The following is a 23,976-nucleotide window of genomic DNA, read 5'->3' as shown; positions in this document are numbered from 1 at the left end:
AACATGATTCGGATATTCATTATTTATCCAATAAACTTGCGCCTGCAATTCCAGGGGTTGTCATTTCAAATGGATCCAGAATAAGCGTTAGCTCCTCTTCTGTCAGCACCTGATATTTCAAGCATAGTTCAATAACCGATTGCCCTGTAAGAATAGCTTCCTTCGCGATTCTAGCCACGGCTTCATAACCAAGATGCGGGTTAAGCGCTGTAATGATCCCTACACTTTTCTCTACATATTCGCGGCATCTAATTTCATTCGCCTCTATGCCTTCCAGACAAAACGTTCGGAAAGATTTAAATACTTGATTCATCATGCTTAAGGATTGTATAAGATTGAAGACCATGACCGGCTCCATCACGTTCAATTCCAGCTGCCCTGCCTCAGACGCCAGACAAATGGTATGGTCGTTTCCAATAACTTGAAAAGCTACCTGGTTCACAACCTCGCACATGACCGGATTCACCTTGCCTGGCATAATGGAGGAACCCGGCTGGCGGGCTGGAAGATTGATTTCCCCCAAGCCTGCACGTGGACCGGATGCCAGCAACCGAAGATCATTCGCAATTTTGGACATATTGATCATACAAACCTTCAGACTCGCCGAGACCTCTGTGTAAGCATCTGTATTTTGTGTGGCATCAACCAAATGTTCCGCATTGCGTAGTGGAAATCCACTTAGTCCAGCCAATAATTCCACAACCGTACGGATATAGCGGGGATCGGCATTCAGACCCGTTCCAACGGCAGTGGCTCCCATATTCACCTCATAGAGATGCTCTTGTGTCTGCTTGATCCGCTTAATATCACGGGCCAAAACCCTGCTGTAAGCTTCAAATTCCTGACCGAGTCTGATCGGAACTGCATCTTGCAGATGAGTGCGTCCCATTTTAATAATCCCTGCAAATTCCTTCGCTTTTATTTGAAAGGCGAGATGCAGCTGATCCATGGTTTCCAACAGTTTTGTAATTAAGGAAAGAACAGCAATATGAATGGATGTTGGAAAAACATCATTGGTAGACTGTGCCCGGTTCACATGGGTGTTCGGACTCAGAATTTGATAATCCCCCTTCGTTCCTCCCATTAATTCAATAGCGCGATTGGCAATGACTTCGTTTGCATTCATATTAAAAGAAGTACCTGCGCCTCCCTGGATGGGATCGATTATAAATTGATCATGCCACTTGCCCAGTATGATCTCATCGGCACTCTCCACGATTGCGTTTCCTAATCGGGGCACAAGCTGTTTGATCTCCATATTTGCCAAAGCAGCCGCTTTTTTGACCATGGCAATGGCAACTATCATTTCCTCATGAATTCGATAACCGGTAATAGGAAAATTTTGAGCGGCCCGCTGCGTTTGAATACCGTAATACGCATCAATGGGTATTTCCATCGAACCCAGGAAGTCTTTTTCCACTCTGATATTTTTTGGCATCAATTCAATTTCCCCGCCTTCTCTGTCTCCGCAGCTTGAACTAATCGATAGAGGACAGTAGCGTGTGCAAAATAAACAGTTCCATCAGGGGTGATCGCTGCTGTCCCCACAGATCCCGGCAAATCGGAAATAGGCTCGAATTCGCCCGTTATGCAATGGATTCGATACACATGGTTTTTGCAGAACGCAAGAACATACCCATGATCCGTCTCAAGCATGCAAGAACATGCTTCACCAATGGTAATGTTCTTAACAAAGGCCATTTGGGAGGGATCGAAGATTTGAATGTGTTCCCCGGCATTTACAAGCACACGCCCACCTGCAGCAATCACGTTTCGCAATACGATATCTTTTGGAAATGGCTGCTTATGAACGATGCGCCCTTCAGGCGACCACACAACAAAGTGACAACGCACATCCTGATTATAGGTCAGCCCGCTGGCACCGCCATTCGTAGTGAAATAAATAAAAGTATCATCTGCGGAAAGTCCGGCAATTTGCTGATTCGCAATAGGATCGTACCAAGAGAGAACTTCTTCGGTAGACGGATCAATCCGGGAAAGCCCGCCACCATACTTGCCGTATTTAGCCGACCAACCTGTCCACACGCCGCCATCCGGACCGACGACAGTTCTTCCAGTTGGGCGGATTAACTGCGGGGATACCGAATTTAATGTTTTTGGATTTACATTATTCAACTCATCCCATGGTTTTGATGGGTCGTATACAATATGATCACCGCCGGCATATGCCGACATATACAGTTTATTCTGATGAAAACTCATCCCGTAAACTTCTCCGCCGCTGCTCGTGATTTGCGATGAATTCCAATAGCTTTTATCTTCAGGCTTGTAATAGAATATCGTTTGCCCGAAACCGCAGGCCCCCCAAATCGTACCCTCCGCATCTGAGGTAATGGTATGAATTTCAGTAGCCGGCGCTGATGTTGGGATACGTTTATAGTCGGGCTGATCCTCCTCATTCTCAAAGGTATAATAATCCTGTCCTCTGACGCGCAACAATCTGTCATCTTTGAGCATCAAGCCTTTTGAAGCCATTCTCTTATCTTTGAACGTGGAGTCATCCAGAGGCGCAAAGGAGTTTGGATCCCAAAAGCTGAGTTTCTCATTGTCTTTACCAGATCCCACACAAATATATTCACTCGTAATTTGCTGGACAACTCCGACCGTATCCAGAGACGCAAATTGTTTTAGACGATGCGTTTCAATATTCCAGGACGCAAGAAAAGGAGCGTCAAATCCGCCTGAAATCAAAATATACCCCGGAACATCTCCATAAACATAACGGCTGTATATATTTTTCGGATTATCCGACATCCTGCCCAGATTCTCTAACGTATGCTTTTGGGGATTATAACGCAAGAGTGAGCATCCCGGATAAGTACCCCCGTAAACCATTCCGTCAGATCCCAGCGTCAGATTCCATATATACGATTCATTCTCATCTCTCAATGGCTCTGCCCACGTTCTGCTTTTCAAATCAAGACTGTGCAGATATCCGAATTTGGAACAGGTTCCAATCAGCAGCTTTTCATTGTTTACATTCAATATTGCCCAGGCTCCATGGTCTCCTGGCAGTTGAATCGATTCTCCTTCACCGGTCATACTGTCCATTAATATCACATTTCCGACAGCTCCTGCAGCGAAATTGGAAAGCACGATTTTCTCACGTCCGTCCTTGGGATCGACGATTGTCGTTGAACCAAGGATGTTGAAGTTTCTGCATGGTTCCTCCAAGCGTTCATACTGCATCTGACTGCCAATTGCAGGCATAACAAACCCCTCCACAACATGAATACGAAATGTTACCCCTTAACCGCACCAACCAACTGTCCGTGGATGAAATATTTTTGTACAAACGGGTAAACAACGATGATCGGAAGCACCGTAATCATCAAGGCGGCCATTTTTAAATTTTCCGGGTTCACCCTGTCCGATCCTTGTATGATGGCAGCCTCTGTATCCGCATCAACCAGACTTGCATTGACCAGAATATCCCGCAATTGATACTGCAGGGTCCACTTGGTCTTATCTGTTATATATAGCAGCACGCCGAACCATTCATTCCAATAAGCCACAGTGCTAAAAATAACAAAAGCCATGGTCATCGGAAGAATCAATGGAAGTATAATTCTGATCAATATTCCGGGTTCGCTTGCCCCGTCAATTTCTGCCGATTCCATAAGCTCTCTGGGCAGCTGCTCGATCGTATTTTTAAACACAATCATATAAAACATACTGACGATATTCGGTAGGATAAGCGCTAAATAGGAGTTGTCCAAACCTAATTTGTTTACTAACAAATAGGTTGGAATGAGCCCGCCGCTGAAATACATCGGAATGATGATGTAGTAAAACACGATACTTTTTCCAATCATATGCTTATTCGCCAATGCATAACCCGCGGCCAGCGATATCACAATGACAAGGAAAGTATTCACTGCGGTCAGGAACACGGTATTAAGAAAGCTGCGCAAAAACTGCGTGCTTGAGATCAATTTATGGTAACCTTCAAAATTAAAACCATGTGGCCAAATATGAATGCCGCCTCTGACTATCCCTTCGTAGCTGCTTAGTGAGATGGCGATGGCGTTCAGAAAGGGAAGCAATACGGAAAGACAAATGAGACTGAAAAATATATAGTTGCAGACCATAAATAATTTTCTGGATGCAGACTCCCTGATCATGCCAAACCCCCTCCGAACTTAATATAATCCCAAGCCTACCAGTTTTTTCGATATCTTATTCGCCGCTACCAGCATAATAAAACCGAGCAGGCTTTGAACGAAACCTATAGCAGTGGTCAGACTATATTGTGCCTTTTCCAATCCGATCCGGTAGATATAGGTGGAGATCACATCTCCCACGTCATACACCAATGGATTTTCCAAAAGATAGAATCGATCGAAGGAGGCGGTGAATATCGTAGAAATTTTTAATAGAAACAGCAGGACAATAATGGGAACCATCATCGGCAGCGTGATATAGATGATCTGTTTAAACCGGTTCGCTCCGTCGATTTTTGCCGCTTCATACAAACTTTGATCAATCCCGGCAATCGTGGCAAAATATAAAATTGCTGACCATCCGGTTGATTTCCAAACTTCTATCGCTACGTTGATTCCACGGTATAGCTGCGGATCCGTCATAAAGAAAATGGGCTTGGTGCCGAATAATGCATTCAGGGCGTCGTTAACCATTCCATGTGAAGGTGACAATATTTCATAAGCGATACCGGAAACAACAATCCAGGATAAGAAGTGGGGTAAATAAGATACCGTTTGCATAATCCTTTTGAACGTTATGCTGTAAAGCTCATTTGCCAGGATGGCGAAAATAATGGGGGCGGTAAAACCAAAAATGATATCGTAAAAATTAAAAATCAATGTATTCCTCATAATTTTCCAAAATGTATCGTCATTCAGAAAGTAACTGAAATTCTTTAATCCAACCCAATCGCTTCCCCCAATACCTTTGAAAACAGAAAAGTCCTGAAAGGAAATAAGAACGCCGTACATCGGCAAATAATGAAATACAAACAATAAAACAATTGCCGGAGCAAGCAGCAAGTAGAGGCTGAATATTTTTTTGGATTGCTTGCGTTGTTTTCTCACCGGTTGTTGGGCAAGTTCGACAGCAGCTGGCATAGAAGCACTCCTTTCTAATAATAGGACCCCACAATGAATAAAGAGGATAGCAGCATCAAACCCGCACCTAGAAGTTAACTACTGTCCTTGCAGCTCTCTTGGAATGAGGTTTGCTGCGTGCTATCCCTGTTAAATCGGTTCTACCATCCTGCTTCTATAACACCTTTCTTCAATAATTCATCTTTATTATCGTTCAAATAAGTTGTCATTTCGTCATACATGAATCCATATTTGTCATGGTAGACGGCCACCTGCTTATCGAACTCATCCATCGAAATTCTTCCCATGATCGCTTCGACTGTTGTTTTGGTAATAAATTGTTTTTCTTCCGCCGCTTTTTTGCTTGCTTCATCTGAAGCCCGAAAGAAATTAGATAGGGCATATCCCTTCTGTTCCGCCAATTCCGCGATAGGGATCTGGCTGTCGTATACCACCTTGGCATAATCGGGACCCATGATTTGCGTAGAGAGCGCCTGTTTAACGTCTTGACCTGTAACAAAACCATGAATAATCATCAAACCCAGTGTCCAGGCCCGGTTCTTATCGCCTAATTTGGCGGCATCGGGAATCCGCTTGCCGTCCTTCACTGTATATGTTTCTCCTTCTGTTCCCCAGTAGACTGCTTCCTTCAAGGCATCAGAGGCAAATCCTTCAATAACCTTCCAGGCACGATCCGGGTTTTTGCTGCTTGTGGATATATAAACGCCATGACCGCTAATCGGCATATTTTTGTAAGGCCAAACATACTTCGCATCGGTTGGATATTCTGTTAGTGGCGGAGCCATAGCTAATTTCCATGTTTTGGTTAATGGGTCGTTTTGACCTGATGCGGCATCTTGGGCAGCAGGAACGAGCTGATCCGAACTATTCCACTGCATCAATGAGTTATTATTGGCCCAGGCCGAAAAATAGTTTTTACCTGTTGCAAAATCCTTTTCGAGAACCCCATCTTCAAACAGCTTATTCATGAGTACCGTAGCTGCACGATATTCCGGCAGTTCAAACGTACTGATTACCTTGCTATTCTGAACCCGATAGCCATAAACCGGAGCACCATACAATTGATAGTACATCACACCGCCATAACTTAATCCTTTGTCGCCCATTACCCTGTTGGACATAACGATGGCACTCGGATCGGCCTCATGCTCCTTCTCCATCAGAGCTACCCATTCATCAATGGTTGTCGGCCATTTGCCGTCGTTGTATTTCTCCACCAAATCATATCTTGTGAGCAACCCGGCACCCAGCGGCGCATCACTGTACGACATGGGTATCCGGTAATAATGGCCGTCGCTTGATTTGGCGAGCTCCATCATTTCAGGCGAAATCACTTTTTGAACAATAGGAGAATTATCATAATATTTTTTCAAATCGATAAACGCACCTTCATCGGCTGCTTTTTCCATCTCCTCCGGATACCAGCTGTGCATGATATCAGGCAGTTTTCCTGATGCTAAAAGCAAATCCGATTTTGTTTTAAAATCGGCATACCCGGGAACATTCATTTTCAAATTAACATTGGAATATTTTTCCACTATATCAATAAAAGGATTATCACTAGGATCAACACCATCCGGATAATCTTTTCCCGAAGTTCCCATAAACATCGTTAAGTCGATCTTCTTGGCATCCGGATTATCCGCTGCAGGTGATTCAGCGCCTGAATCCGGCAATTCATTAGCGTTGTTCGACGAACATCCTGCCAAAACAATTGTAAAAAGCATAGAAAAAATAATGAAACCCGATAAAAGCTTACCCCGATTTTTCATACTTCCAATTCCCCCATATTAGTTATAAAATCATCAATTCCGTTTATGCTGGTACCGGCAGCCAACGACTTATTCTGATTCAACTAGGAAGTCAAGTCTTGCTTATTTTGGTGCATGCCATGTCCATGCAAAGTACGGTTTTATTGCTCTCATAAATATCCTTCTGCGTTACGATGTGCGGTTCATTGGCAATTTGTTTCAAGAAGTCTTCCGTCAAGCTGCAGGGCGGATGGACAGGATGCAACCGGACAGCTTTCTTATGGTGTGTTGCCAGCATAATAAATGGACCCGGTTCTCCAAGAACGTCACCTGCGGATCTTACTTCCACTCTTCCTTTGCTTCCTGTAACGAAAATTCGGCCGTCACCCCACGCGTCAAACGCCTCCGGCATTAACCAGTCCGATTTGATCGTTGCTGTCACCCGGCCTTCCATCAGCACACTCATTTGTGCGTTGTCATAGAAATCCGGATACTCCGGGAGTATGTTTTTAATGAGCGTTCCCTGACAGCCTGCAACCTCTTTCTTCGTCAACCATCGCAACAAATCAATGTCATGAACCATCAGATCAATAATCAGCCCGCCGTTAATCGCTTTTTTGAAAAACCAGTCCGGTCTGGACGAGACATTCACTTTGTGAGGCTTCAAAAAAGTAAAGTCGAGAAGCTCGCCCAATTCCCCTTGATCAATCAATTGCTTTAAGGTATATAACGTTTCTTCAAAACGCTCGGTCAGCATCATGCCAATCTTGATTTTGCTTCGTTCAATCACCTTCTGCAGCCGGTTCAATCCATCAAAATCAATCGCAATCGGCTTATCTGTCATGGTGTGGATTCCGTGTTTTTCAGCCCACTCGATGATCCCGATTTTCTGATCGTAAGCAGCGGCATTGCCAATGACTTCTACCCCGCGCTCCAAAACTTCGTCGAGGTTGTTCAGCAATGGAACCTGATAAGCCTCAGCGTATTGTTTCGGAAGGAAAAATGGGCTTGGATCATAAATCCCGATAAACTGATGTCCCAAACCTATCATTTGGTCAATAAATATCTTTATGTGGGAATGCTGGCAGCCAATTATGGCAAATTTCATATAGGCCCTCTCCTTATTAAGGTGTACTGCTCTTATCTTTATTTTTTGCGGTAATATTGCTCCACCTTACGGATTCCGGCAATCATATCTTCGATATCCTGAGCAGTGAAAAATTCGCTTACTCTAAGCCGGATCGCAGTTTGCAATATTTCTTCGGCATTCGGACACAAGCCTCTGTCGTATGTAATTCCGGTAATGTCGAAAGGGAAATGGCTGTTCAGATAAGCTTGGCGAGCTTGGAACATAGGCTGCATGTAAACGACATCCGGAATATAGCCGGCACTGTTGGGAATCCCCTCTTCCAAAAGAGCCTTGGAAAATTGCTCCCGCGTGCAGGTCAAATTGGCTTCATTCAACCGAAGCATATAAAACCAGTATGTGCATTCCCCCCCTTCTGTGACCTCATGTGCGGCAACCCCGGGCAAATCCTTAATACCGGCTGTAATGCGGTCTCCGAACTGCCTTCTCTGTTCACAAATCCATGGCAGCTTCTTTAACTGGGCAATTCCTACCGCGCCTTGCAGCTCGGTCATTCTATAATTCGGGGCAACGTAATGTAAGTCACGCTGCACGCTTTGCCCGAAACGTTGATAATTTTTATCGGCAAATGCATGCGTTTTCAGAAAATCGTCTTCATCGCCCGAATTGACCGTCACCATGCCTCCGTCCCCGGTGGATATATGTTTGAAATCGTTGGTGCTGAAGCAGCCGTAATCGCCAATAGTGCCTACATATTTGCCCTTATATTTCGCCATATAACTTTGGGCGCAATCTTCAATTACGATTAAATGATGTTTCCGCGCAATTTCCATAATGGCATCCATATCACTTGGGTTGCCTGCCAGATGAACAACCAGGATTGCTTTTGTTCGTTCCGTAATTTTCGATTCGATCGCTGCTGGATCCATATTGTAGGTATGCGGCAGCAAATCCGCAAAGACTGGAATCGCATTTTGGTACAGAATTCCAATCAACGTGCCTTGGTCTGTAATCGGACCGGTAATGACTTCATCGCCGACCGAAATCCCCGCCGCCCCTAACGCGACGTGTATCGCAGCCGTTCCTGAGGATGTGGCCACGCTGTACTTCACTCCAACAAGCTGGTTAAAATCATTCAAAAAGGTTTTAACTTTGTTGCCTTGGTGATAAAACAGCGTGTTTTGTTCCAATGCTTCGAGCAATTGTGTCGCCTCTTCGATTCCGAATCGTTTCCCCTCCCCAAAAGAGGTTGTTTTCACTTTCGCTCCCCCGTGTATAGCCAGTTTCTCCGTGATCACTTTTTCTGTCATCTTCTTCACACCTCTTCATTCGGAATTTAAAAAGGATAGAACCTGCTCAATAAATCAAAGATGCCGCCAAACTGCCTTTCCCCACCCCGCACTTTACAGATAATTTTTATATTTATATACTTGGGTAGAGAATAATGTTAGCATTTTCCAGTATAGCTCCGATCAGGCGCCATCTCCACTTCTATCCTTCAGAAAGGTAATTTGATCACCTTATTTATATAAAAAGCCGGTAAAGGCTGTCATGACAATTTTGGATATGTGCAAGACAATTTTGACTATTTAATAATGTCTGAGTTACATAACCTAACATTGGAGGGATCGCTATGGTGGCATTTCCAAAGTATCAGGATGTCCTAAACGAAAGAAAGATCGGCAAGGGAGAACTGCCTTTTGTTCTCGTATCCAGCCTTCATCCGCCTCAAAAACATTTTCCGCTTCACTTTCATGAATTTGCCGAGTTGTCCATCACCTACAAGGGAAATGGCAAGAAGGTGGTCAACAATGTCGAATGCACTTTGGAGCCGGGAACGCTGACTCTGATCCTTCCCAATCAGTTCCACGAAAGCTATAACGGGAGCAACATGCAGCTGCTTGCCTATACCTGCATGTTCGAAATGAACATTCTGCAGAGCACGGATTGCGGTTCCCTTTTGAATACCTATATGGCCGATAATGACAATGAAACTCCCATTCATTGCCGCTTAAATGATGAAGACTACTCATCCGTTCTCAGACTGATGGAGGATATGATGGCGGAGTATGTAAATGTACGCCTGGGACGCAATGAAATGCTTCGCAGCAAGCTGATCGAAGTGATCATCCTGATGATGCGGAATCTCAACCACCAGCTTCCGCCTCCTCATATTGGTCCCAGAATACATGATCGAAAAAACCGGATTCAAGACGTTCTTCAGTATATTCATCTCCATTTCATGCAGCCGCTCTCCCTTAATATGATCGCTGATCATTTCAATTTGCAGCCAACTCCCATCAGCCGCATGTTCAAGAAAAAGACAGGACAGTCGGTTAGCGATTATTTGCAAATACTCCGGATCAACAGGGCCGCCAGTCTCTTATGTACCACTGAAATGAATATAACCGATGTTGCCTATGAAGTAGGCTATGAAAATTACCGCACCTTCTCCAGAGCTTTCCGCCTTATGAAAGGCATTACGCCTACAGAATTCCGCCAATTGCAGGAATCCAAAATAAACCGTATTTCTAGCCAGCAATAAGAACGTTCTCCTAAAGCCCGCATATCCCCGTTGTCCATTTGGTTAGGACATTCATGAATCATCTTCTTGTGAATCCTCTCTTGCGAAGAACTATTTTTAACAGACAATGTGCTATACCTGGCCTTTTTGGGGTGAGTTGTACGAAATTCAGCCATATTGACAGCTTTCCGGGCAGCCGTTATATTCTAATTACACCTATAAACAACTGTTCTATATCCATGCTCATTGTACTTTAACGGGTGCGAAAGAACAAGAAAGGAGGCAATTACACAGACACACTGTACACAGAGGCCGGAACCTAGTTCGCTCCAACCACTTTAACCAGGGAAAGGTGATGAGGTAATGCTTCGCAAGCAGCCATTCAAAAGCTTGGTCTTAATGCTGTTCTTGCTCGTACCGTTCATTCCTGTGCTGCCCGCATCCGCCGCCGACTTGTTAGTTCCAAACTACAGCTTTGAAAGCGGATTGACGAATTGGACGCAAGCTTATGGAACCGGGGGTATCACTGTAAGCGCCGATCAAGCCTTCACCGGAACCAAAAGCGTTAAGATTACAGACGGCAGCGCGACTCTGCAATATGGAATTGAGAGCGGTTTCCAGCCTGCAACTGCCGGTCTCAGCTATGCCGCCATGTCCCGTTTGTACGTGTCAAGTGGCAGCGCGAATTTATATATACGCTTCTACAACAGCTCGCACATGCTGCTTACCTCCGCATTCGCTGGGAAGAGCACTCCTGTGAATCAATGGACCACAATCAAGGTTAAGGCTGCTGCGCCAGCCAATACGGCTTATGTCACTGTTCTTCTGTATTCCAATGCCGGCAATACCGGTACCACTTATTGGGACGATGTGTACGTGACGCCGGAATATAGCAATCTTGGCAGCCAGGTGACCAATTCTGTTCCGCATGCCGCTACATTCGGGATTGGAACCGATGCCAGCAATCTGTACGCCGTCATGGATGGAGCAGCCGGAACGGTGGACGCCAAGCTGTCGAAAATCAATCTGAATACGGAATCGGTCAGCGCATCTTATTCTCTTTCCGGAGCAGGTGGCGGATGGGCGGCGACAACGGGGACAGACGGGAAAATCTATGCCGGTACGTTCAGCCTTGGTCATTTGTATGCCTACACGCCAGGAGAATCGTCGGCGGTGGATTTAGGGCAACCCTTGACAGGGGCGACTCATATCCGTGGTTTAACTGCTGGACTCGGCGGCAAAATATATGGAGGCACATATCCGGATGCCGGTTTCTTCCGCTATTATGGCGGCTCTACTGGCGGAGGCTTCCTGCAGATTGGCTCCAAACCGATATGGGGGAGCGAAGACTATGTCCAGAGTCTCGATTACGATGAAGCCGAGGACGTTACGTACCAAGGCATTGGCTCACACGCTCATTTGATCAAGTTCGATAACGCAACAGGGACTAAAACAGATATTTTGCCATCCGCCTATTCCGGCGAGGAATTCGTTTATAACGTCAACGTAGAGGGCGGCAAAATATTCGCACGTCTGACGCCAAGCAACAACATGCTTGTAATCGACAAGACGACGTTGGCTCTGGATGCTGTCGTGCCGAATGTCGGTACGTTAGGGGTTTCCCCAGTGCTTGGCGGCAAAATCTATTATACAAGCGGAGGTGTCATCCACACTTACGACCTTGCAGCAAAAAGCTACGCATCCTTGAACAAGGATACACTGATTACCCCCGTGCGGATTGGCTTCGCCACATTAAGCGATCAGACGAACTGGCCAGGTTCGACATTGGCAGGCGTCGGCACATTGGGCGGGCAGACGCTGCTGTTCAAATACAATCTGCAGACGGCAAACTTCAAGACAGTCATCCTGGACACACCTGAATCGCCGAGTAGTCTGGAGGATGTAGGCACCGGCCCGGATGGAAAAATCTATACAAGCGGGTATTTAACTGGCGGAACTGGCGTGTATTCACCGATACGGGATGACCTGAACACGCAATATGACGGGGTTATGCAGACGGAAAGCATGTTGGCGTTGAACGGTAAAATGTATTTCGCCTCCTATCCTGACGCCCGCTTGTTCGAATACAACCCGAGTCTGCCTTGGGATATGAGCGCAGGCAATCCCCAAAAGGTGATGGATCTGAAGAGCGAAGAGCAAAGCCGGCCAGTGGCGATGACGTCAGGAGGCGGGAAGATCTTTATCGGAACCGTGGGAAACTATGGAAGGCTTGAAGGCGCTTTAACGATCTACGATCCAGCTGCGGGCACGAAAACCGTCAAGAAAAACATCATCAGCAACCAGAGTATTACGGCGCTTGCTTACTATAACGGCAAGGTATTCGGCGGAACTTCCATCTGGGGAGGACTGGGCAGTACCCCGACCGCAACTGCGGCCAAATTCTTCGTGTACGATGTGGCAAGTGATACTGCAGCGCAATATACATTGCCGGTATCCGGCATGGATGCCATCACATCCATCATCGTTGGCCCGGATAACAAGCTGTGGGGGATGGCCGAAGGGTACTTGTTCGTATTCGACCCGGCAACGAACTCCTTCGATTCGTTCCAGCAGAAATTCACCGATGTTTCTTACAACGGCAATGTGTGGCGGGATGCTGAACTGCTTCTATCAAAGTCGGGCCAGGTGTTCGGTACCATTAAGAACAAATATTTATTCCGGATTGATGCGTCCAAGAACATCATCACCTTGGTCAACAACGGCGCCAACCGGATAACCGAAGACGAATTTGGCAATTTGTACTATTTTTATGGAACCGAATTGAAGCGTTATACGAATTGACAGCTTAATCCCGTAACCTGCACCCAGCAGGAAGAAGACCGTCTGGCTATTCACAGACGGTCTTCTCTATGTGCCGCTATCGCTGATCCAGCTCGTCTTCCAATCAGCATCGATCCGCTTGCAGGCTTCTTCCGGCTTCTCCATGTTCATCCACATGAGGAACAACTCCTCCTGCAGCTTCTCCATCTTGCTGGGATTCATGTTCATTTCCTTGACGGGCTTGGCATAGGGCAAGACGTCTCGGAAGTAATGATAATGCTTGGGGTGCAAGAGCGGATTATGCAGCGATTCATCCTCCGCCACCGAGATGCGGGCTGGAACGGTGCAGCCGCTTAGTTTCAATTGCGTCTGGGCTTGGGATCCGATCAGGAATTGAATCAACCGTTTGGCCTGAGGAATCGAAGGACTATTCGAATGGATAGCCAATCCCGCGCCCAACAACAGCGTACCCTTACGGATATGGCTTGGGATATGCGGTGCAATATCCCAGTTTATCCCGCTTTTCGCGAACTCGTTCATAAAGTAATACGTGCTCGTAATCAGGGCTACTTTGTTTTTCATAAACAGATTTTCGACGAACCGTGTATTTCCTTGAAGAAACACGGGTGACACCTGATATTTATACATAAGGTCCAGACAGAATTGGAAGGCTTCAATGGTCGCCGGATTCGAGAGAAAGGGCGCGTTCCCTTCCCCGGAGAAGAAGCTGCTTCCGTTCTGCAGCAGATACATCGGCCAGCGGTGATTCGAGATTGAGAATCCATAGCCATATTGCTGGATGGCGCCTATTTCGTCTTTGCATGTATGCCGTTCTGCCAAGATCAGGAGGTTTCGCCAATTGTCCAACTGATCAAGCTCGGCTTCAGAAATCATGTCCTTATTGTAGCAATAGACGACCGGAGAGAAAACGAAAGGGACAGCCCTTAGCTTAGCATCGGTAAACAGATCAAATAAAGCGGAATAAAGTTTGCGACCGGGATCCAGCTCCTTTGCGGAAACGGGTAAAAGCAGATCACATCTGCCGCGGTCTATAAGCCATCGAAAATGCTGATCGGAAATCACCCAAAGATCGGGAGCCTCACCGTTGTCGGTCATACTGAGCAGATTGTCCAAATAGGTTCCAGCCGCAATCGGAATGAGCTCGATCCTAAGCTCTGGATGTTCGTTCTGGTATGCAGCTAATAAGCGGCTTAACGTATCCCGTTCATGCGAGTCGGCATAACAGGCAACTCGAAGGGGGGCGATCTCCCGAGGCCCGGCGGACAACTGGACCCGATTGCCTTTGCCGGGGATTTTCTCGATAAGATTGTCGTTCTTCAGCTCAGCCAGCAGTTTGCGAACCGACATATGGCTTAAGTTATATTTATCGCTTAATTCACGTTCCGACAGTAAATAATCTCCCGGGCCGAGCTTTCCGTCCTTCATTTCCTGAAGTAAGTCATGCCTTAGCTTGCTGTATCGTTCTTGAAATTCATTACGTTTCTTCAGCAACTCAATCCGCTCCCAGGATTTTACCCTCAGTATACCACTAGGAGGATTATACTTGAAATCGGAAATAACGGACCTTTCCTCTTGCCTCCCCACTCTTGTTCGGCATCGTTAACTCCCGAGATTGACCTCTGTATCATATTCGGTCCATGTTCCGGCGCCGTCCAGAATCGCGAAGGACAATGCTTTCAAAGTAACGGTATACGGGTGATCCGTGATCATCACCACACCCTGATTCTTTGTTTCCAATAAGTTAAATAAGATGACCTTGCCGCTGTCCTTTAACCAGACCAGGCCGATGTTGCTTCCTTCCATCACGCGGGGGAAACTCCGGGATTCCTCACCAACCCGTTTTTGAAGCAAGGAGATCTCCTCATTGGAAGGTCTTGTGGATGCAGCATGATCCCAGCAAATGAGTTGTGCCGCATCCGGCTTCAGCTGCTCCAGGACAGCTTTATTTTTTAACGCGGCCGTTTGATCAAAGATGACCTGCTTATACAAAGGCAGCTTCTTCTGCCATTCCGCTCCCAGTTCATAATCCCCGAAGAATAGCAGCAATTCTCCGCCTTCGCTTCTCTGATCCGCACGGACAGGCTTGACCGGCAAACCTGCCAGCACAGGCAAGCTTGTCGGAACGATAGGTTCGGCATAAGCTCCATGCGTTCCATAAGCAAGGTGTACGGGATAATGTCGTTCCACGCCTGCGCCGGCTTTGTCAAATTCCCGCAGCACCGGAAGCGCATCCGCGATCGCTTTCCAATAGCTTTCCTCCAGTACCCATGTACCGCTCATGAAGAGCACGTTTTCAAGCCCCGACGCGATCGCCATTTTCGCTTTATACACCAAATTATGCTCCTTAAGCGAACGGGGAGGAAAAATAGTCGATTCGCTGTAAGCGAATTGTTTATCCATAAAGTTCAGATGATAGGCGATACCCAGCATTTCTTCGGCCTTGGCATAGGGCTTGGTGAAGCTTGCATCATTGAACTGCAATTCGCCGACCCGGAATAGCGTGTCCGGTATTTGATTGCGGATGGTGGGAATATCAATCCCGTGCCGCTCATCACCAAAATGCATGACCATGATGCCGGGCTGAACGCCCTCAATATTCGTCGCTTTTATTACCGCGGTAATTTTCTCGCACTGAAAGGCGACCCAATCTTTCATTAATTCCGTGCTCAGCTTCTCCGTTATTTGCCGCATTAAGGACGCTCTGGTTTCCTGATGCTTGTAGATTTCATTAAATTCCGATATGCAAACATCGCAGTAGCAGCCTTCTATCAACGCATTGAAATTACCGACGCGCAGATCGTCATCCAGGAAAACTTCATGGAAGCCTGCCTCATACAGCCGTTTTGCCGCTTGGCCGTTGTCCTCAATGAGGCAGTTATCGATTGCCCCGCAGAAATAGACCGTTTCTCCGAGATTATTGACCCGATAATGCCAGCGATCAGGAATCTCCAGATCGAGATCGGGATCATCCGGATTAAGCGAATTGCCCGGGTGACCGATCGGGATGGTTACCGAACCCACCTCGAATCCATGTGCTTCGGCAAATGCTTTCGCTTCCTTGAGCTCCTCCATGTCGACCATCTTGCCTGAGAAGAAACCCGCAATCCAAATTTTCTGAATGCCGGCTTTCTTCATATTCGCGATTAACTCGTCCCTTCCGGTCCGATCCAGCAAAGGTTCATGAGCCATGCTATAGTGCAGCTTCATCCGGTCTCCCCCTCCTAAAAACGATCAACTGCATCGACTTTCCTTGTACGCGAGGCATAAAGCCTGCACCTGCGGCCGACGTGTAATAAAAAAAGCGAAACTGGGATCCCCAGGATAGTTCGGCCCCAAGGCGGAAATCGCCTCGCGGGATGTTTTGTAGTGATCCATTCAATCACTTTGAATTATCAAACCAGATTACAGGCCCATCCCAGTCATCGCCGACAGATTCAACTCTCTTAAAATTGCCTGCTGTATATTCATTAATCACGTTTTCCCAAAATCTTTGAGCACCGATATTCTCTTTCTCTTGCTTTATTTCCCAAATCCCTTTATGGATCTCAAACGTTTTATATGCTACTTCCTTACCTACTCCTTGTCTTCTCCATTTACGCATAATAAAAAACTCAGCTATTGTTTTTGTTTCATTCCCGGGTTTCTTCAAAATGCTATGATTGTTTACCAATACAAATCCACCAAGCATGTGGTTTACTTTAACTAGAAAAGCCTGTCTCCCCTCTTCTTCTTTCCCTTGGTCTGTCCAATAATGATCAAGATATTTATAATCAAAAAGTCCAAACCTTCCCGGATCTTCATTGGTATATGCTGAACTATCATATTGGTAGTATTGCATTAAATTTCTCAATATTGGTTTATCATGCTCATCTGCTGTTATTAATTCAATTGAGGTGATCTCTGACATTGTCTTCATCACACTTTCTTCGTAAAATGTCTTGAAGGTATTTCACCTATGAACTGGAATTATCGTGAGGGCCTGCTCCCGTTGGGAAGCGAATGAGTTATTTATTTTCATAACGTACTGCGCCGAAGTTCATAAAAATACTGCACAATCGGATGCTTTAACCTCATCTTCTCGTTCATGTTTAAAATCCGCTTTTTTCCAACCCGTCTGTCGATCAAGGCCAGAATATTCAATAAGATATCCGGGCTCTCCAGGCTTTCCTCTATAGAAATAGATAAAAACTTAGTTGCAACAACGACAAAATTTGATTTACTTAATGATGACTGTGCAGACAAAAGCTCCTTGGCATATTCTGATATTTTTCTGCTTCTGGCAATTACCCTTAGACGATCCTCTGGCACTTTCCCCTTGGTCTCTATTCTGGCCGCTTCAATTTCTTCATGACTGACAGGAACATGGAAATCTGGATCATTCTTAATTTCCAGCTCCGTCTGATACCATTTGACCAGGGTCGTTGCATCGCTCATATTGAGTACGTTCTTTTTATCTACAGCAATATAACAAAGGCCTGCTTTATCAGGCAAATAACGGTAGCCAGTAGCCCGGTATTCGACCCTTCCCTGTAACGCAGGACAGAGAAAACCCTCCAGCTGTTGCTTCAATTTGCTCCAGGACATGTTATCCTCCTATGATCTAATATAAATACCTGTTAAGGCAATCATTCTATTATCCATCATACATTAACCAACACACCGATCATACTATATACAAGGAACGCTTTTCGATCCCTTATCTCCACGTACCTGTTCATAGGCAGCGAGGCATCCGTATAAAGGAGCTCCTCCGGCCCTAATTCGATCTGATAGAGCAGTTCTCCCCCAGAGATGCTCAGATTGTCAAAGGACCAGGTGCTTTTATGCGTTACAAGTCCAGCATATCCATTGGCAAACGTATGATCGTTGAAATCGATTTGCGGAGTTGTTTCATTGTTGACGAACACTTTGATGTTGGAACCGGAATTTTCGATCTTTACATGCTGGTAGTTCGAGAAGCTGATTTTTATTAATTCGATACAAGACCACATCGCCTCCGCTGTTATTCAGTTTCAGATCGAATTCATAAGTCGCATTGCCCCAACGTTTGTCTTTGATTTTAGTAACACCAAGGCCGGTTGTACCGCTCTTTTGATAGGTATGTCCTTGTACAGTCCAACTGCCTGAGAGGGATTGGTAATTTCCTCCCCCCCCCCCGCTGAAGCCGTCGAATACCACGCGCGCCCTGCCGCTCGTTACGCGAGAAGCCAGCTTTAATAACAAATCTTATAAATGTATGAATACTGACGTCATAGCGAGAAATAAAGAGAACCTTATTTGTGAAAACGCCTTGAAAGCATTCTGTGCCTATAATCCTATCATCAAACAAAATACGAACGCTTGTTTTTACCGTTTGTTTATTTCTTCCAGAAAATGATATGATTTTTGTATTCCACAGAACACTTTTGGAGGGATTAGATGAAGATACTTATTATTCAACCCAAGCTAGAGCACACGATTAAGCAACTGGAGAATGAATTACATAACAACAACTCTGCAGATATAGTAATATTTCCAGAGGGATATTTGAATGAAAATATTGAATCAGCATGCCATTTGGCAAAACGATTTAATACCATACTTATCGGTGGACATAGAAGATTGAATGATAGACCAAAGGATAGAGCGATTATTATTGACCGTTCAGGGACGGTTATTCTAGATAGAATCAAATATAGCCCAACATCTTTTGTTGAAGTTGAAGGTCTGAAAATTGGCCACATACTTTGTGACGAATTAATCGTCCAAGGAATTAAGAACGAAAGTGAAATGAACGTCGATTTAGTTGTACATCCAATTGGTGTAGGGATGTTTAGTGAGGAACAATTTCAAGAGTGGATAGATGAAGCTCGAAAAATTGCAATCACTTATAATACGATGATTATTGGCACAAGTCACGCCGATGGCTCCTATGGCGATACTGGCGTGTCGATACCAATTGCATATTGCTTCGGCAAGAATGGAGAAGAGATTTTTATCTCAAAAAATGACGTTCGACCAAGGATACTGGATTTACAATCAACAAATATCTCTATATCTCAAGAAGTCCACTAAGCAATAGCACACAAATATAAGTTCTATGAGGTGATTGCGAGTGCTGAAACAAAGAGAGATGTACAAATAAACAAAAGTGGCTGGGATAAAGTCGCTAATCAGTTTTTCGAAGGCTCGTTTGACATTCTTGACTACGGTACATATGCGCCAACAGAGGAAGAATTACATTTACTTGGACAAATCGAAGATAGCGTTATTTTAGAGGTTGGTTGTGGAAGCGCTCATACCTTGGAATATCTCGCTAAACGTGGAGCATGAGAGTTATGGGGCGTAGATCTATCCAGCACTCAAATAAAGACAGCAAAGGAAGTTGTCTCCAATCTAGATACTCCAATTACCTTTATTGAATCACCGATGGAAAATATTCCCGGTCTTCCTGAAAGCTATTTTGATAAAGCCATCTCTATATATGCACTGGGGTGGACAGTAGATTTACCAAAAACACTAAGCAATATCTATATAAGCCTAAAATCGGGCGGTATTTTAGTCTTTAGCTGGGAACATCCTGTACACAGTGTTGTTGAATACACGAATGAACAATTAAGCTTTAGACGTTCTTATGTTCATGAGGAAATTGAAAAACATGATTCTTGGAGGGGGACTCCAATAGTCATGCACAATCAAAAATAAGCACCTTCATTAATGAACTAATTAATACGGGATTCGTTATTGATAAGGTAATAGAGGATTCAAAGGTTGATGACAATGATACAAGTAATTCAAGTAAGTGGTACTCTGGTACAAAAGCTAGAATTATACCCTCAAGGTATTCAGTCTTGGTTGCTAATGGAGTACATGCAGGGGGAAACCTTACGAAACATCCTGACGCCGGCCTAGCTCGTTTACCAAATAACCAAACGGACAGCTGTACCTAGTTCCTGAAATTTGTTCTGGACATCCCTTCTGTGCCCGGAGGAGCAGATCGTCTTACTCTACAAAGACCATGCGACCAGTGAAAAGTTTCATAGTGAGAATAAAATCCGAACTGGATCTAGAGTGTCTACCTTCTGGGGAATTTGAACCTATGAAGAAGAAGGTATTTCGTCAGCGGGTCCAACCGGTTAGTCAGGATCTTCTACTCGCTTCAGCCCGTTTTGTGAAACATCCCCTCAGCTTCAAATTTCTTTTGGCCGTTAAAGCCCTTGAATCCGCAGTTACGTCGCCTGTATGCACATTTTGGTTGAGGACCGTTCATTATATTCTAAAATCGGGCTCTGACAAACAGGTGCTAGCAATCATTCAGAAACCTTACGGATTAAGGTTTATTTATGATTAAGATATACCTTTTTATTTGGGTCTTTATTTATTGTTTGTATTAAAAAATCACTACGTAATTCATCACCGAAGTTATTCCTATAGTCACATGTACTTAAGTCAATAATATCCTCCTTTACCAAAATTACATAGTCACCACAAAATATCATGAACAGATGGAGAAAATCAATAATAATTGAATTTTTCTTTAATATTTGACACTTTTTGCACGTTTTTTCCCTATAAATCTTATCCTCAGTCGTCAGCCTTGCATAAACCTTAAATCCAAAATTGACTGAATTTTAAGAAGATTTGGTCAAGAGCCTCTTAAAGGTAAGCTTGTACATTTCGTAAATTTCATAAATTAATAGCATGTAATAAGGCTGGATAATCGACATAGCCTCAATCGAAGACATATGTGTGACACCTTCTTCATTAGGTAATTCCTCTATTGGAATTCGGTCATTGACTTTAGCCGGCATCACCTTAGTGGATCGAAATTGCACCCTCTTAAATTTCTTCTTGTTACAAGAACGATGAGGGCTTTCTTTCGAACCCCTTTCACCCACTGATTGAATAGTTGTTCGAGCAATGTAAGCGAAAAGATATTCACCTAGAGATTAATGACAAGGACAGTATAGAGATTTGGCTGAAGAAATATAAGTATAAATGTCAATATTAACATGGACACTTTTCTTGTTTAAGGATGTACAAAATCACTTGTCCTCATGAACGAAATGAGCCTTCAATCGATATTCGCCTACAATTGTGACGACAGTTGAGCATCTCCGGGATAACACACGATTACTTTCAAAAAAAGCGATTACTACCGGGTCTATCAAATCTTTTGTGCAAACTCTTTTACCGCTTCTCCACGCTGAGAAATTATCTGAGATGCTATCTGGGAAGAAGACGGATAGCTGGAGAAGCATTATCCCCAATTTTGTACGCGATCTGTCCACTTGCGGGTCACGCCCATGATGACCAGATAAAGCATTTTCAATAAGAAATCATTCCTTGGAATTCGTTTTGCCCTTCGCCGCCTTACGCAGCTGGCAGTGGTAACTCTCGATGAGTTAGCGTCAAATAGCCCCCACCTGTGGAAAGGCCGAGGGCTGTGCTAGTATAGACTACGTGAATTATAAGATCTGACTTGATATACTAAATTTTTGGCATAATTGTTAGTTGGATATATGCTATTGTTACTCTATTCAAGGAGGTGTTCCGACTGTCGATATCAGGAGAAGATAATGTGAAATCAGTTAGTCTCCCGCTGAATAAACCGATTTTTTTCTGTATATAATTGGCATTCAAATATTCAATCCGTAATATTAAAACATCCCGATTCTTTAGCTTGGATTTATAGTAATTACATACAAATATATATGGACACAGACCCTGAAATAACTTTTGCAGATTTTTACCTGAATAACGGATTAATCCATTCTTATAGTTGTCGTTTTCTTAAGCAGAATAGCATTTCGAAATCTTTAGTTAAAGAAATGTCTACTTTCGGTGATTTATTAATTCTTAGTTTAAGAAATGGTTACTATATTTATGCAGTTTTGGACATCTCAAAAATATTGAGCTATAACAAAAAAAACAAATATTTTCATGAGGTTTTTATTTATGGTTTCGACTCGTTAAGACAAACGTTTCAAATTGCTGACTATGTAAAAGGTCAATATATTTATATGATAGCTACTGTTGAAGAGATTGAAAATGCAATTGAAGAAACCTTGAAAATTGACTATGAACATCATTTATCAGAAATAGAACTGTGGAGGTATAATGACAGTTCATTTTATAAATTTGATTTGCAAAATTGAGGAGTTACAGGATTATTTAGGTTCTAGAAATTCATCAGCTCGTTATAGAAATAAAACTGCTCCCTCACAGAATTGGTGTTTTGGATTAGATGTGTATAATAATATATTACTTCATTTAGAACGTGTTCATGAAACTGATGCGGTTATCGATATCAGACCTTACCATCTCTTTTATGAACGTTCTGGATTGTTAACACAAAACTGAACAACTTTTATAAGGGCATACTCCTGGCTTGAACAGAAGTCGGATAATCTAGTGTTCCGTGAATCCGATGGTAATTAAACCAATGGACATAATCATGGAGTTCGACGTCAAGCTGCTCCTCCGTGAGAAAATGTGCTTGGTTAGCGAATTCCGTCTTGAAGATTTTAAAGGTTGCTTCTGCAACGGCATTATCGTAGGGACAGCCCTTTCGGCTAAGCGAACGTGTAACGCCAAACGTTGTCAACGCTTCAGAAATGAGCTTGTTATCAAATTCTCTGCCACGATCTATATGAAACATTTGAATGCGATCCAACCTCACCGAGCTGCCGCACCTAATTTCACGATTAAAGAGGTCGACAAACAAGCATACTTAATGCCAATTACCGGCTACCCGTTCGTACGTCAAATCGCTGATGACAACAGCGTATGGCTCATCTTGATCAAATTCCCGTTGCAGCACATTCTTTACGATAGCCTCATTAGAATCGCTTTTAACAGACTTGTACTGCGCTACTGTGTACTTAGATACCAGCCCATGTTTGCTCATGATCTGACCGATCTTGCGGCGTGAGGCTAATAGGGCCCGCTTTCCTAATTCCACCTTGATTTTTCGTGTCCCATAGTTGTTTCGACTAGCTGCGAAGATGTCTCGAACCGCATCCTCTAGCCGTTGTTCTTCCTCGTTAGCGGCGGGCTCAGACTTGTAGTAATAGGTGCTTCGTGGTAGTTGAAGGACTTCGCACATTGCTGATACCGAGTACTTGTGTGCATTATTGCGAATCACATTTACTTTCGTCCCATGATCAGCGCGGCTTGCTTTAAAATATCGTTCTCCATTTTCAAACGCTGATTTTCTTTGCGTAAGGCTAGGGGTTCATTCTCTTCCTCTGTGCGATTATTTTTTTCTTTAAAGGAACCTGTTTTCTGACTTTGTGCAATCCAACGATCACATGCAGAAGCACTCAGATCATAATCCTTGATAATGTTCGCTCTTGATTTTCCACTCTCGTAAAGCTGGACCATCTGCTTCTTAAACTCGGCTGTAAATGTACGTCTTGGTTTTGGCATCGTTGATTCGCTCCCCTATCTGTTCCCTTCATTCTACTAGCCCTTATTTTTTCTGTCTAAATTAGTGTAGACGATCCATTCTAAACTTATGGTTAACCGTATAAAATACTTGGGGGATTCTATCTATATTAAAAACATTGATAGTTACCTAAACATTTATTTTGAACTTACTAAAAAAATGGAAACCATAAGGAATTTAACAATTAAATATAAATTGAATACATTCCAAAAATCCAATCCTATATAAAATTCTGCTTTATCAGTGATTTGAACCTCTCTTTCGTAAAAATTCTTAGC

The 23,976-nt window shown here is 44.1% G+C and carries 17 protein-coding genes and 3 pseudogenes; 6 read left to right on the top strand and 14 right to left on the bottom strand.

Translation table 11 applies throughout. The annotated features are described in order from the left end of the window. Positions 1 to 19: 19 nt before the first annotated feature. From aspA to IEY46_RS03635, 7 genes are all read right to left on the bottom strand, one after another. Entirely contained in the window at positions 20 to 1,438 is a 1,419-nt protein-coding gene (aspA, locus tag IEY46_RS03665) for an aspartate ammonia-lyase (RefSeq protein ID WP_188989218.1), read from the bottom strand. Further along, a complete protein-coding gene (locus tag IEY46_RS03660; protein WP_188989216.1) occupies positions 1,438 to 3,231 on the bottom strand; it encodes a ligand-binding sensor domain-containing protein in 1,794 nt (597 codons plus the stop codon). Before IEY46_RS03660 ends, aspA begins: the two co-directional genes overlap by 1 nt. A 32-nt stretch (positions 3,232 to 3,263) precedes the next feature. Next, on the bottom strand, positions 3,264 to 4,145 hold the full coding sequence (locus IEY46_RS03655) for a carbohydrate ABC transporter permease (RefSeq protein WP_188989214.1): 882 nt from the start codon (positions 4,143 to 4,145) through the stop codon (positions 3,264 to 3,266). 18 nt (positions 4,146 to 4,163) lie between these two features. Next, positions 4,164 to 5,105 (bottom strand): ABC transporter permease, encoded by a 942-nt coding sequence (locus IEY46_RS03650; RefSeq protein WP_188989212.1) that lies wholly within the window; start codon positions 5,103 to 5,105, stop codon positions 4,164 to 4,166. Between the two features lie 140 nt (positions 5,106 to 5,245). Then, positions 5,246 to 6,877, bottom strand: coding sequence for an extracellular solute-binding protein (locus tag IEY46_RS03645; RefSeq protein ID WP_229750044.1), 1,632 nt, complete (start codon positions 6,875 to 6,877; stop codon positions 5,246 to 5,248). A gap of 91 nt (positions 6,878 to 6,968) precedes the next feature. Then, positions 6,969 to 7,964 carry a Gfo/Idh/MocA family protein gene (locus IEY46_RS03640; protein ID WP_188989208.1) on the bottom strand — a complete coding sequence of 332 codons (996 nt, stop codon included), beginning with the start codon at positions 7,962 to 7,964 and terminating at the stop codon, positions 6,969 to 6,971. A gap of 38 nt (positions 7,965 to 8,002) precedes the next feature. Beyond that, on the bottom strand, positions 8,003 to 9,253 hold the full coding sequence (locus IEY46_RS03635) for a DegT/DnrJ/EryC1/StrS family aminotransferase (protein ID WP_188991656.1): 1,251 nt from the start codon (positions 9,251 to 9,253) through the stop codon (positions 8,003 to 8,005). 323 nt (positions 9,254 to 9,576) lie between these two features. Between IEY46_RS03635 and IEY46_RS03630 the strand changes: the two genes are divergently transcribed. Both IEY46_RS03630 and IEY46_RS03625 read left to right on the top strand, forming a co-directional pair. Further along, on the top strand, positions 9,577 to 10,488 hold the full coding sequence (locus IEY46_RS03630) for an AraC family transcriptional regulator (protein ID WP_188989206.1): 912 nt from the start codon (positions 9,577 to 9,579) through the stop codon (positions 10,486 to 10,488). A 342-nt stretch (positions 10,489 to 10,830) separates the two neighbouring features. Continuing rightward, positions 10,831 to 13,269, top strand: coding sequence for a ligand-binding sensor domain-containing protein (locus IEY46_RS03625; protein ID WP_188989204.1), 2,439 nt, complete (start codon positions 10,831 to 10,833; stop codon positions 13,267 to 13,269). A 66-nt stretch (positions 13,270 to 13,335) separates the two neighbouring features. Here IEY46_RS03625 and IEY46_RS03620 read toward each other — a convergent pair whose 3' ends face one another. The 5 genes from IEY46_RS03620 to IEY46_RS03600 all read right to left on the bottom strand — a co-directional run bounded on the left by IEY46_RS03620 (position 13,336) and on the right by IEY46_RS03600 (position 18,260). Continuing rightward, positions 13,336 to 14,760: an extracellular solute-binding protein gene (locus IEY46_RS03620; protein ID WP_188989202.1), complete on the bottom strand. Its 1,425-nt coding sequence runs from the start codon at positions 14,758 to 14,760 to the stop codon at positions 13,336 to 13,338. A gap of 108 nt (positions 14,761 to 14,868) precedes the next feature. Next, positions 14,869 to 16,476 (bottom strand): hypothetical protein, encoded by a 1,608-nt coding sequence (locus IEY46_RS03615; RefSeq protein WP_188989200.1) that lies wholly within the window; start codon positions 16,474 to 16,476, stop codon positions 14,869 to 14,871. Positions 16,477 to 16,648: 172 nt separating this feature from the next. Further along, on the bottom strand, positions 16,649 to 17,176 hold the full coding sequence (locus IEY46_RS03610; RefSeq protein ID WP_188989198.1) for a GNAT family N-acetyltransferase: 528 nt from the start codon (positions 17,174 to 17,176) through the stop codon (positions 16,649 to 16,651). Between the two features lie 107 nt (positions 17,177 to 17,283). Further along, positions 17,284 to 17,853 (bottom strand): SF0329 family protein, encoded by a 570-nt coding sequence (locus tag IEY46_RS03605; RefSeq protein WP_188989196.1) that lies wholly within the window; start codon positions 17,851 to 17,853, stop codon positions 17,284 to 17,286. A 56-nt stretch (positions 17,854 to 17,909) separates the two neighbouring features. Beyond that, positions 17,910 to 18,260, bottom strand: a complete 351-nt coding sequence (locus IEY46_RS03600; protein WP_188989194.1) for a hypothetical protein — start codon at positions 18,258 to 18,260, stop codon at positions 17,910 to 17,912. A 427-nt stretch (positions 18,261 to 18,687) separates the two neighbouring features. Here IEY46_RS03600 and IEY46_RS03595 point away from each other — a divergent pair, with 427 nt between their 5' ends. From IEY46_RS03595 to IEY46_RS03585, 3 genes and pseudogenes are all read left to right on the top strand, one after another. Beyond that, entirely contained in the window at positions 18,688 to 19,323 is a 636-nt protein-coding gene (locus tag IEY46_RS03595) for a carbon-nitrogen hydrolase family protein (RefSeq protein ID WP_188989192.1), read from the top strand. Between the two features lie 30 nt (positions 19,324 to 19,353). Continuing rightward, on the top strand, positions 19,354 to 19,581 hold the full coding sequence (locus tag IEY46_RS03590; protein ID WP_188989190.1) for a class I SAM-dependent methyltransferase: 228 nt from the start codon (positions 19,354 to 19,356) through the stop codon (positions 19,579 to 19,581). Between the two features lie 15 nt (positions 19,582 to 19,596). Next, a pseudogene (locus tag IEY46_RS03585) lies at positions 19,597 to 19,953 on the top strand (class I SAM-dependent methyltransferase); the annotation flags it as partial. A 1,517-nt stretch (positions 19,954 to 21,470) separates the two neighbouring features. Here IEY46_RS03585 and IEY46_RS37210 read toward each other — a convergent pair. After that, positions 21,471 to 21,653 (bottom strand): annotated as a pseudogene (locus IEY46_RS37210) (IS256 family transposase); the annotation flags it as partial. A gap of 715 nt (positions 21,654 to 22,368) precedes the next feature. Between IEY46_RS37210 and IEY46_RS36245 the strand changes: the two are divergent. Further along, positions 22,369 to 22,611 (top strand): hypothetical protein, encoded by a 243-nt coding sequence (locus tag IEY46_RS36245; protein WP_229750043.1) that lies wholly within the window; start codon positions 22,369 to 22,371, stop codon positions 22,609 to 22,611. Positions 22,612 to 22,618: 7 nt separating this feature from the next. Here IEY46_RS36245 and IEY46_RS03575 read toward each other — a convergent pair. Beyond that, positions 22,619 to 23,679: pseudogene (locus IEY46_RS03575) on the bottom strand (IS3 family transposase). Positions 23,680 to 23,976 lie beyond the last annotated feature (297 nt).

This window comes from Paenibacillus nasutitermitis (assembly GCF_014641075.1).
Taxonomy (GTDB): domain Bacteria; phylum Bacillota; class Bacilli; order Paenibacillales; family Paenibacillaceae; genus Paenibacillus_Z; species Paenibacillus_Z nasutitermitis.
Note: the sequence above shows the minus strand (reverse complement) of the source record. Positions and strands in the feature narration are given on the sequence as shown.